This is a genomic window from Ruegeria sp. Alg231-54 (genome assembly GCF_900143525.1).
Taxonomy (GTDB): Bacteria; Pseudomonadota; Alphaproteobacteria; order Rhodobacterales; family Rhodobacteraceae; genus Ruegeria.
Genome location: NZ_FREZ01000005.1, coordinates 105,078 through 117,370 on the forward strand (window position 1 = coordinate 105,078; position 12,293 = coordinate 117,370).

Genomic DNA, 12,293 nt, shown 5'->3' on the forward strand with positions numbered 1-12,293 from the left:
TTTGTTGTACCTGAAGCACACGCCCAGAAAGATGTAAAAGTTTGACACCAATCAAAGCGTGTTTTTAACCCGACTGCTAGGCGTTTTCCCGGACAGTGAGACAAGGAGAATTTGGATGGAAGTAGTGACGCAGATCGATAATGTGCAAGACCCTGCCAACCTGTCGGCGATAGCCAAAACCTCACCGACCGAGCCAAGCCCCGAGAGAATTCGTCAGGCCTTTGAAAGCGGCAAATATCCTTATGATCGCAAGATGGCGCGCAAAGCTTATGAGGCGGAGAAGGCGCAACTGCAGGCAGAATTGCTAAAAGTACAACATTGGGCACAGGAAACCGGCCAGCGGTTTGTCCTGCTGTTCGAGGGCAGGGATGCCGCAGGCAAAGGTGGAACGATCAAACGATTCATGGAGCACCTGAACCCACGCCAAGCGCGTGTAGTTGCCCTGAACAAGCCCACCTGGGAAGAGAAGGGGCAGTGGTACTATCAGCGCTATGTTCAGGAATTGCCCACGGTCGGCGAAATGGTTTTCTACGACCGGTCCTGGTACAACCGCGCCGGGGTTGAACGGGTGATGGGATTTTGCTCACCCAACGAGTATCTCGAGTTCATGCGTCAAACGCCCGAGCTGGAGCGGATGCTGGTGCGCTCGGGCATCCAACTTTACAAATACTGGTTTTCGGTCACGCAACCCGAACAGCAACGCCGGTTCAAAAGCCGCGAAACCGATCCTCTGAAACAGTGGAAGCTGTCGCCGATCGACAAGGCCAGCCTTGATAAATGGGACGATTATACCGAGGCCAAGGAGGCGATGTTTTTCTACACCGACACAGCCGATGCCCCGTGGACCATCGTGAAATCGAACGACAAAAAGCGCGCGCGCCTGAATTGCATGCGCCACTTCCTGTCCACTCTGGATTATCCGGACAAGAACCATGAAATCGTCGACAGCCCCGATCCTTTGATCGTCGGGCAGGCGCATCACGTGATCCAGCATTCGGAACATATTCTGGGCAATTCACTGCATCCTGAAACGGTGTGACAGTAGTCCTCTCAGGTAACATTTGAACCTGCGGATGTAGTCTCAAGCTGAAATTTCGCCGTTCGCCTCTTGTCCCGGCCTCGGGCCGGGCATAAGGCTGTTCGGATGAGTAAGGTGATGACATATGGTGGCCACTTTCGGGCCATTTCTGTGCTGGGCCTGCCGCTGATCGGCGGGCACCTGGCCCAATTTGCAATTGGGCTGACGGATACGGTCATGCTGGGTTGGTACGGTGTCGAGGCGCTGGCCGCCGTGACCCTGGCCAGCAGCTATTTCTTTGTGCTGTTCCTGTTTGGGGCCGGATTCGGTTTGGCCGTTATGCCAATGGTGGCGACGGCTGCGGCTGAAGAAGACGAAACAAGTATTCGCCGTACAACGCGCATGGGGTTGTGGTTGTCGTTGATCTATGCGGCCGTCATGATGCCAATGCTCTGGTGGTCCTACCCAATTTTTCTCGCGTTGAAGCAGGACCCGCAGGTCGCCGAGACTGCGTCCCAGTACCTAAGGGTCGCCGGGTGGGGCCTGATTCCGGCGCTTTTGGTCATGGTGTTGAAATCTTATCTGGCCGCGTTAGAGCGGACCCAGATCGTGCTCTGGATCACTGTGGCGGCGGCGGTGGTTAACGCGTTTACCAACTATGCCTTGATCTTCGGGAATTGGGGAGCCCCTGAGCTGGGTGTGATGGGCGCCGCCATCGCGTCGGTTGTCACTCAGGTCGTATCGTTGGTTTGCGTGGTGATCTACGCCATGCGCGTTTTGCCCGAACATAGCCTGTTCCAAAGGTTCTGGCGTCCGGACTGGGAGATGTTTCTGAGCGTTCTCCGCCTGGGCGTCCCGATTGGCCTGACGACCCTGTCCGAGGTCAGCCTGTTCGCAATGTCAGCGATCATGATGGGCTGGCTGGGTCAGGTTCCACTGGCGGCACATGGCATTGCACTTAATTTGGCATCCGCGACGTTCATGGTGCATCTGGGGCTGTCAAACGCTGCGACGATCCGGGCAGGGAACGCGTTGGGCCGGAAAGATAGGCCACATCTGGAACGCGGCGCGATTGCGGTGACGGGGATGTCTTTGGTGATCTCGGTCCTGACTGTCATCCTGTTTCTAGTCTATGCCGAGCCTTTGATTTCCCTGTTCATGGAACCGGATGACCCGCAGCGTCCGGAAATCCTGAAGATCGGTACAGGTCTGCTGGCCATGGCGGCTTTGTTCCAATTGGTGGACGGGGCACAGGTCATTGCGCTTGGCCTCCTGCGTGGTTTGCAGGATGCAAAGATCCCGATGGTCATGGCCGCGCTCAGCTATTGGGGCGTGGGGATCACGTCGTCGTATTACTTTGGCTTCGTGTTGGGCATGGATGGAATCGGAGTCTGGCTGGGCCTTGTTCTGGGCCTGGCCTGCGCAGCGGTTATGCTGATGGCGCGGTTCTGGATGCGGTCCGTCCGCGAGGTCGGTGTGCCCGCCGAGTAAGATTCGGCGGGTCAGTCTTTGCCGAAGCGGTCTGCCTTTTTTCGCACCAGGACAGAGCGTAGATCATGCATGGCCAGCAGCAACCGGTCGGTTACGTCCTCAAGCTGCTCTGGTGTCGCCTTGGATTGCGCCCATTGCGTGGTGAGGTTCAGATAATCAACCGCGCGGTGAATGTCGTCGATGTCGCGCTGGGCCAGCAACGCTTTTCGCGCCTCCATCCAACGGGCAATCTCGGCCTTGTCGGCGTCGGACAACGTGCGTTGGCCTTGCGGTTTCACCTCGCCATTGCGGATGTTGATGACCGCGATCTGATCCATCTCGATCCGGCGCTGGCGGTTTTCAGTGTCGATCCTGAAAACCGCCGCACCATTCTCGCGAACGCGGAAATAATATTCGGGCAGTTCCGACGTCATTTGCGCTTACTCAAGTCAACGATGCGCAAAAGCGCTGGATGCGGGTGCAAGCTTCGGTCAGCGCCTCGTCCGAGGTCGCATAGCTGACCCGAAAGTTTGGCGACAGGCCAAAGGCCGCACCGAACACGACGGCCACGTCTACCTCTTCCAGCAATGCGGTCGCAAAAGCCTCATCCGAGTCGATCACAGTGCCTGCGGGGGTAGTTTTGCCAATTAGCCCGGCAATGGATGGATAGACGTAAAACGCGCCCTCTGGGGTTGGGCAGCTGATGCCGTCGATTTCGTTCAGCATGCGAACAACCAGATCACGGCGGCGTTTGAACGTTTCGTTGTTGGGGGCCAGGAAGGACTGAGTGCCGTTCAGTGCTTCAACCGCCGCCCATTGGCTGACCGAGCAGGGGTTCGAAGTTGATTGCGATTGGATCTTGCGCATGGCGGCGATGACCTCGACCGGTCCTGCCGCGTAACCTATGCGCCACCCAGTCATGGCGTAGGCCTTGGAAACACCGTTGCAGGTCAGCGTCCGGTCATACAAGCGGGGTTCAACTTCCGCCGGTGTGCAGAATTCGAACCCGTCATACGCCAGATGTTCATACATGTCGTCGGACATGACCCAAACATGCGGATGGCGCATCAGGACGTCGGTTAGTTCTTTCAGCTCTTCACGGCTGTAGCCTGCACCGGTCGGGTTCGACGGTGAGTTGAAGATAAGCCACTTGGTCTTCGGCGTGATCGCAGCCTCAAGCTGATCTGCAGTCAGTTTGAAGTTGGTCTGGATCGAAGTTTCCGCGATTACCGGAGTGCCTCCGGCCAAAAGCACCATGTCGGGATAGCTAACCCAATAGGGTGCAGGGATCACAACCTCATCGCCCTCGTTCATCGTGGCCATCAGGGCATTGTACAAGGTTTGCTTGCCGCCGGTGCCGACCGAAATCTGCGCGGGCGTGTAATCCAAGCCGTGGTCACGCTTCATCTTGGCGCACGCCGCTTGTTTCAATTCTGGGATGCCGTCAGGCGCAGTATATTTGGTCTTCCCGGCTGCGATGGCCGCTACTGCTGCGTCCTTGATGTTCTGCGGAGTGTCGAAATCGGGCTCGCCCGCGCTTAGGCCGATGACATCGCGCCCTGCAGCTTTCAATTCGGCCGCTTTAGCGGTTATCGCAATGGTGGGCGATGGCTTCACGCGTGACAGTGTCGCAGAAAGGAAACTCATGGTCGGCCTCGATTTGTATGTTCAGCTTGACTGTCATAGGGTGCGCTCGAATGACGATCAAGCGATATGAATAATGGAATTGGAGAGCCCGATGAACGACGAGAATGACTGGTACGGACCGGACTCTGCGACATTCGGGGACAGGCTGGCAGGGGCACGCGAAGCGGCTGGTATGACCCAGGCCCAGATGGCCCGCAGGCTGGGCGTGAAAAAGACAACAATTGCAGCCTGGGAAAATGATCTGTCCGAGCCGCGCGCGAACCGTCTTTCCATGATGGCAGGCATGGTCAACGTGTCGATCATGTGGTTGCTGACCGGTGAAGGCGAAGGCATGGATGCCCCCGTCGAAGCGGAAGAGGGCGCACCCGAGCTTGCGGATGTCGTGGCTGAGCTGCGTTCCATTCGCGGTGAAATGCGCGCCAGCGCCGAGCGGGCCGCGAAGCTGGAGAAAAGGGTGCGTCTGATGCTGGAGCAGGGTCGGTGAACGAACCACGGGACGTTCGTATAAAGCGGCTGAAGATGCGATCCATGCGGCGTGGGATCAAGGAAATGGATCTGATCCTGTCGGCCTATGCTGACCGAAATCTGACGGCCATGGAGCCGTCGGATCTGGATAATTATGATGCGTTGCTGCACGAAAACGATCAGGATCTTTATCAGTGGGTCACAGGGCAGGTGCAGCCGCCCGAAACCTATTCCGAATTGATATCGGACATCGCGCAGACCTTTCAAAAATAAAAGAAAACCCGGCTTAACCGATTCTCGGGATTTCCATTCATCCTGCCTTAAACAGCGCGACTGAATCGGAGGATCGGATGAGTATGGAAATGCAGGTCTCCGCGCCGGGAACCAAAGGGTTCATGACCAGCTATCTTGAGGCACTTGCCTTGGTGGAACGGTTGCACCGGTTGCTATTGGACGTCATCAAGGATGAGTTTGAGCGTGTTGGCGTGTTGGAAATCAACGCCGTGCAGGCCTTGCTTTTATTCAATATCGGCGACCATGAAGTCACCGCGGGCGAACTGAAAAGTCGTGGGTATTATCAGGGCAGCAACGTCAGCTACAACCTGAAGAAACTGGTCGAAATGGGGTACATGCACCATCAAAGATGCGAGATCGACCGCCGTTCCGTAAGGGTTCGATTGACCCCACGCGGTCGCGAAATACGCGATGTCGTATCCGAGCTGTTTTCGCGCCACGCTGAGGGGCTGCAAAATCGGGGCGTGTTGGGGCTGGAAGGCATCGACGACATCGCCACATCCCTGCGTCGGGTCGAGCGGTATTGGACGGACCAAATCCGGTACATCTATTGATCAGGGGCGCAGGGAATCTGTGGCGTCGGACAGGGTTAGCCCCTCCAGTTCGCGTATCAGTTTTCGGGTCATCGCGTCCTCATAGGTCTCAAAGCCCAAAGCGACTTCGACGAAGGCTCCGGGCCCCAGAATAACCCATGTGTTGTAATAGGCGGAAAGCTCACCGACCTGGACATAGCGTTTGTCGCCATGACTGGGATCGTCTGCGCCGATCACGAGCCCGTTGATCGTGATGCCGGTGTTTTCCAGTTCGGATTTCACGCTGCGTGGATGAGGGCCCAGATTGTGCTTGCCGTCCCCTGACAGATCCAATGTGCGTTTCCAGCAATTCGGTTGCTGTGACAGTAGATTGGCTCCGAACCGCATTGCCGACCCAACAGCCGTGCCCTGTGGTGCGTTACCACGCGCGACGGTCTTCAATTGGTCGCTGATCCGTGCAAGATCTTGTGCCGTGCGGATCTCAGTCCAGTTTACCAACATGCGTTGATGGCGGGTCTCGCTCCATTCGTAGATTGCCAATCGCACAGGCGCGCCGATGTCGGACAGGATCAGTTGAACAACTTCAGGGCGTTGCAAGGCCGCAGCCAGACCGCCGGTTTGCATCCTATACTCGGCGCTGTCGACCGAACCGGACACGTCCAGCCCCAACGCCAGTGCTTGCCTGCATTCCGACGCAGCGGCGCTGGCGAACATGGCAAATATCGCGGCCAGGAGGCGGATCATTGATGTGCACCCTCCTTCAACGCACCGATCTGCAACCCTTTCAGCTCACGCTCAAGCTTGCGGCGCATCGCACGCTCAAAATCCTCGAACCCTTGTGCGATTTCAAGAAACGCGCCAGGACCGTGCAGAACGTTGTTCTCGAAGAACGGTATGAGAAACAGCTCTCCTTCAAAGTCCGCAGCGTTGATCACCAACCCGTTGACCACGACGTTTTGAAAGGGAAAGTGCCGGTATGCCGAGTCCGGACCATAGCCGTCATTGTTTGAGCCATCCCCTGACAGATCAATGGTGTTGAACAGGCAGGGCGGCGCTTGCTGCATCAAGGTTGCGCCAAATGCCAAGGCATAGCCCATTGCCGTGGCCGAACCGCTATCCGAACGAACAGATTGCTGCACCGTTGAGGCGGCAACCAGCAGGTCGGCCTCGGTGTTGATCATGGTCCAGTTCAGAATAACGCGTTGGGTGGTGCGGCCGCTCCACTCATACACGGCCAGCGCGACCGGTGCGGGCGAGGAAAAAAACGCCTCAACCACTTCTGGTGCGATCAATGCAGCCGCCAGGCCCTGCCGCTGCAAAACGTCTTCATTCTCATCCACCGAGGTCGAGATATCCATGGCTAGCGCCAGCGCAAGGCGACAGGTCTCGGCCCGAACGGGGCTGGCCAAAGCGGCCAGACCCAATGCTATCAGCCAGCGGATCACCAGTGACCGGCACTTTCCATGCTGGCCCAGGGCTCGGCCGGTTCCAACGCGTCACCATTTTGCAGCAGCTCGACCGAGATATTGTCGGGTGAGCGCACAAACGCCATACGCCCGTCACGCGGTGGGCGGTTGATCACGACGCCGTTGTCCTTCAGGTGCTGGCAAACCTCATAAATGTTGTCGACCCCATAAGCGAGATGTCCGAAATGACGGCTGTCGCTGGGCAGGGTGTCATCCCCATCCCAGTTATGCGTCAGCTCGATCGGCCGATCCTCTTGTCCCGGAGGGGCCATGAAGATCAGCGAAAACCGACCCTGTTCGCTGTCATAGCGGCGGGTTTCCTTAAGGCCCAGCAGTTCGTAGAACTCCATCGACTTCTCCAGATCCTTCACGCGAACCATGGTGTGAAGATATGTCAGCCCCATTGTGGCTTCCTTTCTATTCAGGTGATGGGCTGCAGCTTAGCGCGCGGGCCAAGCGTGTCGAGGGGCAGGGTGGACACAATTTGGAAATTGCGACGATTGGTGTACATGTCGCGGTTCCGGTCTGGGAATTGCCGATATATAGTGGTGGGCGACTCATTGCTGGAAAGGAACTTTCATGCCGCTGTCCTCTGACCAACTGGCCGAGATCGAAGCGCAACGGGCGCAATCGCATCCAACACGCCGCGTTGTGGCTGAGGGGATGGAAGACCACCTCTATACCGCGCATCAAGTGCTGGACCACGGATTTGTGCGCGTCATTGACTACATGGGGGATGACGCAGCAATTTGTCAGGCAGCACGCGTATCTTACGGCAAGGGCACCAAGTCGGTGCAGAATGACGAGGGGCTGATCCGCTACCTGATGCGGCACTGGCACTCGACCCCGTTCGAGATGTGCGAAATCAAGCTGCACGTCAAACTTCCGGTCTTTGTGGCCCGTCAGTGGATTCGTCACCGCACTGCCAACGTGAACGAATACTCGGCCCGCTATTCGATTCTGGACCGCGAGTTCTATATCCCCGCACCGGACCACGTGGCCGCGCAGTCCGAAGTGAACAATCAAGGCCGCGGCGACGCCCTGCAAGGCGAAGAGGCAGCCCGCGTTCTAGAAATGCTCAAGGCCGACAGCGCGCGGTGCTATGACAATTACGAAGCCATGATCAACCAGAATGGCCAACAGGGGTTGGCGCGAGAACTGGCGCGCATGAACCTGCCTGCGAATATCTACACGCAGTGGTACTGGAAAGTGGACCTGCACAACCTGTTCCATTTCCTGCGCCTGCGGGCCGATCCACATGCTCAGTACGAAATCCGCGTTTACGCCGACATGATGTGCAAGATCGTCGCCGACTGGGTGCCCTTCGCGTATAGAGCGTTCGAAGATTACCGTTTGGGTGCGGTCAACCTTTCGGCGCAGATGGTTGATAGCCTGCGACGCATGTTGGCCGGTGAAACTGTGACGCAGGAAAATTCGGGCATGACGGCACGGGAATGGCGCGAGTTCGAGGCGGTGATCCGCAAGGGTTAACGCCAACAAAGCCCTTACCTCTGATGTCATGAGGCCCTTCAAAGGTCGCATGGCATCGATGTTTAGTATGACTTGGGAATACCCGATAGTCGAAGAGTTCGGCGAAAACAGAAAAGTTCATGCCGATATCAAACCAGCACGAGGGTAAGGTTTCCAACCTTCGATAATGGACAACGGCCGGAAATTGGCCGTTGGCCTGCTTTTAGTACCCGCAGATGACGGGGTGTTTTATAACGGCTTCAAATCAGAGGCCATTTGTCGGCCGTCGCGTCCGTCTTCCAACTCATACGAGACTTTCTGATTGTCAGCGAGCCCGGTCAGACCGGACCGTTCTACGGCCGAGATATGAACAAAAACGTCCTTGCCACCTTCGTCAGGGGCAATAAACCCATAGCCTTTCGTGGTATTAAACCATTTCACGGTGCCAGTTGGCATTTCCCGTGTCTCCTTCTACTTACACGTTGTCCCACAAATTGGTGGGGGCAGTGGTTGACGCAACCACAACGCGTCACCGCTTCGCCCACACGACGCAGCCCGAATTGTGTGTTTCGTCTTTTTCAACATTGCACGGTGAAGTAAAAAATCAAGAATAACTGGATGTAGCAGGCAAAAATGCCAAAAATTCATACAAGTACAGGAACGGTCCCAAAATGCGTCTATATGGCCTGAAAAACTGTGATACTTGCCGTAAGGCACTGAAAGAAATTGAAAATATTGAATTTGTAGACGTTCGGTCGCAAGGTGTTCCCGATTCTGTCCTGACAGAGGCGTTTGACACATTCGGCGAAGCTTTGCTCAATACCCGGTCGACAACTTGGCGTGGACTGGACGCGGAACAACGCACGCGACCACCGCTGGAGTTGCTGAAGGAACATCCGACTTTGATGAAGCGCCCCTTGATCGAGGATGACGGTACGTTGTTATTGGGCTGGGCTGCGAAAACCAAGGCAAGCCTTGGCGTTGCCTGATCGGGCGCTTATGTGACTGACGTAAATATGAGGGTTTAAATGCGCAACGCATCAATGATTTTGGGCGTCATTGCCGGTTTGATCGGAATGATTGTTGGCTTTTTTGGCTATGGCTATATCGAATTCATAAACCATTACGGTGAGATCGAAGGCCTTGCTGAACAAGTGGACAACGTACAGTTCATCCAGACTGCTTCCATTATTGCGCCTTTGCTGGCCATCGCGGGGGGCGCAATGGCCCATGCGCGGGCTCTGATCGGTGGAATATTGCTGCTGGTCTCAGCCGTCGGGATGTATTTTGCGTTTGGATTCAACGCCTTTACGATGTTTCCGGTGGCCTTTGCCGCCGTGGCGGGCATCCTTGGGCTGGCCGCGGGAAAACCGGACGAGCCCAAGGCACATTTCTAGGTCACTTAATGCGCAGGATTCGGTCGGCCGAGAGCGGACCTGCGCCGTTAATGACGATGACCAGGAACAGGAAAGTCCACATCATGCGTTGATCTATCAATGAGATCGCATTATCGAACAGGCTGCCAAGTTTCACTCCATGCCCGGTAACGTCAGTGGCGGTCTGAACCCAGATAAAACCGATCATGCCCAGTGCTGCCAGGCGTGTAAGCAGGCCAATCAGCAGCAGCGCGGGCAGAACGAACTCTGCAACGGTACCCAGGAAAATCACGATACGCTGAATAATGGTCAGCTGAGAAATATCGTACAAGGCGGCTTCGGCCGCTTTTGGGAAGATCTGACCAAATGCGCCTGCAGACGGCGAAAATATCGAACCGTCGATTTTCGTCATTGCTGAATTCCAAAAATAGAACAGCAGAACCGCGATGAACACGACCCGTGCCAGGGTCGGTGTCAACCAGCCAGAGGTCAATTCCAACCTTCCCAGGGTATTATTGTGCAATGAGATCAGGGCAGTCATGTTGCCAGCCTTTCGATAGTCACAGAGGTTATTGCGCCGCCCTGCAAAAGCAGCGCCAGAGTGGCCCCAAGGTCAAATTCGGGGAATACAGTAGAGGTTTGTTCGAATGCCTCGCCAATGGTAAGTCCGGCCTGAACATGCGCGATCCAGTCCGCTCCGCCTTTGGGCAGTAAGTGCGGGGCCGGGTCGAATTCGGGTCGGGTGATCAGGACGTCTTCAGACCCGGGTGCAGGTTTTGGTGCACCCTCTTCGGAATTGAAGCGCCAGATCGAATACAGCGGCCAGTCCGAACGAAGAAACTTCATGGATGGCGCAAATTCCAGCTTCGCCAGAACGATCTCTTCCGGTGGGACGGCCAGAGCATCATGCGGTGCTGCCTGGCTGTCGGCAGAGTGGTAGGACTGGCGCAGCGCCAGTTCCAGACACGCGACGTCGGCAAGGTAGCCAAGGTGCGACAACTGCTCCATCCCAGCAAGGAATTCGGGGAATTCTTCACCGTAGTACATCATCAGCGGTGAAGACGGGGGGTGTTTGCGCAGGAAAAGCCCGGCAAGCCCATCCATGTTCTGTGTGCCCAACAGTCGTGCGATCACCGGAAAGGCCTGATGCATCGCTTCGGTCAGCGAAACAGCCACGTTGTTGCGGTAAACGCTGAACCGCCGCCCGGCGGGGCGTTCTGCGGCATCCCACAAACCGTCCGGAACTGCCGCCGAGGGGTCAAGCAGGGCTGCGCGGAATGTGGTTTGCGAAACGCTCATGCGGGGATGCGGTCCAGTGCCGCCTGCGCCCGATCTGCTTCGGCCCGAAGAACGGACCAATCGGGTACGTCCGTATCCCATTCGATCAGAACGGGTTTGGGACCGGAACGGTCCAACACGTAGTCCAGCAGCGTCCACACCGGCTCGACGACTTCGCGACCGTGGCTGTCGATCAGTAAGCGACGCCCATGGTCGTCTTCGTCTTCGTCATGACCGCCAAGGTGTATCTCGTGGACATTGTCCAGCGGGTAGGCGTCGATGTAGCTCTGCGGCGAGAAGTCCAGGTTGGTGGCCGACACGAAGACATTGTTCACATCCAGCAAAAGACCACATCCTGTTCGACGTGCGATTTCACGCAGGAAGTCAGGCTCGGACCATGTACTTTCTTCAAAAGCCAAATAGCTGGACGGGTTTTCCAACAGCATTTGCCGCCCCACGGTTTCCTGAACCTGGTCTATATGGGCACAGATTCGCTCCAGCGTTTCGTCCGTGTAGGGCAGGGGCAGAAGATCGTTCAGGAAATGACTGTCATGGGTCGACCAGGCCAGATGCTCGGAAAAACTGGCCGGATTCAGCCACCCCACCAAGTGTTTCAGGCGCGCCAGATGATCGGGGTCCAGGGGGCCTTCTCCACCGATCGAGAGGCCAACGCCGTGGACGGAAATAGGAAATTTTTCAGAGAGGTGGCGCAATTGCGCAAGCGGTCTGCCGCCGTCACCCATGTAGTTTTCGGCGTGGATTTCAAGCCAGCCAACCGGATGCGCATGGTCCAGAATCTGGTCGTAATGCTGGGGTTTATACCCGACGCCCGGTGCCGCGGGCAGCCTGTTCGATCGAAGTGAACTATCCAGCATGTGCAAATCCTCCGGTCACGAAAAGAGGCGGGCGATAGGGCCCGCCCCTCCGATTCTCAGATGCTTGGGCTTATGCCGGCAGGTCGCGCTCCAGCGGTTCCAGCGAACCTTCGCGCGCTGCACCATCTGCCGACTTGGGCAGTTCGATATCGGCGCAGGTTCCAGCGTCGACCAGTGTCCAGGCATTGCCCTGATAGTCAACGGTCGAGGTGCCCGCGCAGGTGGTGCCAGGGCCAGCGGCACAGTCGTTCTGACCGGCCAGCGAAACGCCATAGCATTTCTCTTTGGCTTGTGCGGAGGCGGTTGTGGCGACGCCGGTTACGGCTGCTGCAACTGCGCTTGCGATAACCAGGGTTTTTGCGGTGTTCGACATCTCGGTAATCCCTTTTGATGACTGCGTA

General features: G+C 56.7%; 18 protein-coding genes. 8 read left to right on the forward strand and 10 right to left on the reverse strand.

Features of this window, described 5'->3' with window-relative positions; translation table 11 throughout:
• Positions 1-115 precede the first annotated feature (115 nt).
• On the forward strand, positions 116-1,039 hold the full coding sequence (ppk2, locus tag DHN12_RS11120) for a polyphosphate kinase 2 (protein ID WP_108860264.1): 924 nt from the start codon (positions 116-118) through the stop codon (positions 1,037-1,039).
• 105 nt (positions 1,040-1,144) lie between these two features.
• Positions 1,145-2,509, forward strand: coding sequence for an MATE family efflux transporter (locus tag DHN12_RS11125; RefSeq protein ID WP_108860265.1), 1,365 nt, complete (start codon positions 1,145-1,147; stop codon positions 2,507-2,509).
• Positions 2,510-2,520: 11 nt separating this feature from the next.
• Here the strand turns inward: DHN12_RS11125 and DHN12_RS11130 are convergent, their stop codons facing one another.
• Together DHN12_RS11130 and DHN12_RS11135 are read right to left on the reverse strand one after the other, a co-directional pair.
• On the reverse strand, positions 2,521-2,922 hold the full coding sequence (locus tag DHN12_RS11130) for a hypothetical protein (RefSeq protein WP_108860266.1): 402 nt from the start codon (positions 2,920-2,922) through the stop codon (positions 2,521-2,523).
• A gap of 10 nt (positions 2,923-2,932) precedes the next feature.
• Entirely contained in the window at positions 2,933-4,135 is a 1,203-nt protein-coding gene (locus DHN12_RS11135; RefSeq protein ID WP_108860267.1) for a pyridoxal phosphate-dependent aminotransferase, read from the reverse strand.
• A 91-nt stretch (positions 4,136-4,226) separates the two neighbouring features.
• Between DHN12_RS11135 and DHN12_RS11140 the strand changes: the two genes are divergently transcribed.
• From DHN12_RS11140 to DHN12_RS11150, 3 genes are all read left to right on the forward strand, one after another.
• On the forward strand, positions 4,227-4,619 hold the full coding sequence (locus DHN12_RS11140; protein WP_058274142.1) for a helix-turn-helix domain-containing protein: 393 nt from the start codon (positions 4,227-4,229) through the stop codon (positions 4,617-4,619).
• Positions 4,620-4,654: 35 nt separating this feature from the next.
• Positions 4,655-4,873 (forward strand): succinate dehydrogenase assembly factor 2, encoded by a 219-nt coding sequence (locus tag DHN12_RS11145; protein WP_108860430.1) that lies wholly within the window; start codon positions 4,655-4,657, stop codon positions 4,871-4,873.
• A gap of 77 nt (positions 4,874-4,950) precedes the next feature.
• Entirely contained in the window at positions 4,951-5,448 is a 498-nt protein-coding gene (locus tag DHN12_RS11150) for a MarR family winged helix-turn-helix transcriptional regulator (protein WP_199913498.1), read from the forward strand.
• Here DHN12_RS11150 and DHN12_RS11155 read toward each other — a convergent pair whose 3' ends face one another.
• Genes DHN12_RS11155 through DHN12_RS11165 form a run of 3 tightly spaced genes read right to left on the reverse strand, consistent with a single transcriptional unit; the run spans position 5,449 to position 7,297 of the window.
• Positions 5,449-6,171, reverse strand: a complete 723-nt coding sequence (locus DHN12_RS11155) for a DUF1194 domain-containing protein (protein WP_108860269.1) — start codon at positions 6,169-6,171, stop codon at positions 5,449-5,451. It lies immediately after the preceding gene.
• Positions 6,168-6,872, reverse strand: coding sequence for a DUF1194 domain-containing protein (locus DHN12_RS11160; protein WP_108860270.1), 705 nt, complete (start codon positions 6,870-6,872; stop codon positions 6,168-6,170). Before DHN12_RS11160 ends, DHN12_RS11155 begins: the two co-directional genes overlap by 4 nt.
• Positions 6,869-7,297, reverse strand: a complete 429-nt coding sequence (locus DHN12_RS11165) for a VOC family protein (RefSeq protein ID WP_108860271.1) — start codon at positions 7,295-7,297, stop codon at positions 6,869-6,871. Before DHN12_RS11165 ends, DHN12_RS11160 begins: the two co-directional genes overlap by 4 nt.
• 175 nt (positions 7,298-7,472) lie before the next feature.
• Here DHN12_RS11165 and thyX point away from each other — a divergent pair, with 175 nt between their 5' ends.
• Positions 7,473-8,384, forward strand: a complete 912-nt coding sequence (gene thyX / locus DHN12_RS11170) for an FAD-dependent thymidylate synthase (RefSeq protein WP_108860272.1) — start codon at positions 7,473-7,475, stop codon at positions 8,382-8,384.
• A 228-nt stretch (positions 8,385-8,612) separates the two neighbouring features.
• Here thyX and DHN12_RS11175 read toward each other — a convergent pair whose 3' ends face one another.
• On the reverse strand, positions 8,613-8,819 hold the full coding sequence (locus DHN12_RS11175) for a cold-shock protein (RefSeq protein ID WP_010439113.1): 207 nt from the start codon (positions 8,817-8,819) through the stop codon (positions 8,613-8,615).
• Between the two features lie 215 nt (positions 8,820-9,034).
• On the opposite strand from DHN12_RS11175, the gene DHN12_RS11180 reads away from it, so the two are divergent.
• Complete coding sequence (locus DHN12_RS11180; RefSeq protein ID WP_108860273.1) at positions 9,035-9,352, forward strand: ArsC/Spx/MgsR family protein; 318 nt, start codon at positions 9,035-9,037, stop codon at positions 9,350-9,352.
• 39 nt (positions 9,353-9,391) lie between these two features.
• Entirely contained in the window at positions 9,392-9,760 is a 369-nt protein-coding gene (locus tag DHN12_RS11185) for a hypothetical protein (RefSeq protein WP_108860274.1), read from the forward strand.
• Position 9,761: 1 nt separating this feature from the next.
• Here the strand turns inward: DHN12_RS11185 and DHN12_RS11190 are convergent, their stop codons facing one another.
• The 4 genes from DHN12_RS11190 to DHN12_RS11205 form a co-directional block, all read right to left on the reverse strand.
• A complete protein-coding gene (locus DHN12_RS11190; protein WP_108860275.1) occupies positions 9,762-10,280 on the reverse strand; it encodes a DoxX family membrane protein in 519 nt (172 codons plus the stop codon).
• Positions 10,277-11,038 (reverse strand): putative DNA-binding domain-containing protein, encoded by a 762-nt coding sequence (locus DHN12_RS11195; RefSeq protein ID WP_108860276.1) that lies wholly within the window; start codon positions 11,036-11,038, stop codon positions 10,277-10,279. The genes DHN12_RS11190 and DHN12_RS11195 overlap by 4 nt, the downstream gene beginning before the upstream one ends.
• Positions 11,035-11,892, reverse strand: a complete 858-nt coding sequence (locus DHN12_RS11200; protein WP_108860277.1) for a DUF692 family multinuclear iron-containing protein — start codon at positions 11,890-11,892, stop codon at positions 11,035-11,037. The genes DHN12_RS11195 and DHN12_RS11200 overlap by 4 nt, the downstream gene beginning before the upstream one ends.
• A 70-nt stretch (positions 11,893-11,962) precedes the next feature.
• Positions 11,963-12,265, reverse strand: a complete 303-nt coding sequence (locus DHN12_RS11205) for a DUF2282 domain-containing protein (protein WP_108860278.1) — start codon at positions 12,263-12,265, stop codon at positions 11,963-11,965.
• Positions 12,266-12,293 lie beyond the last annotated feature (28 nt).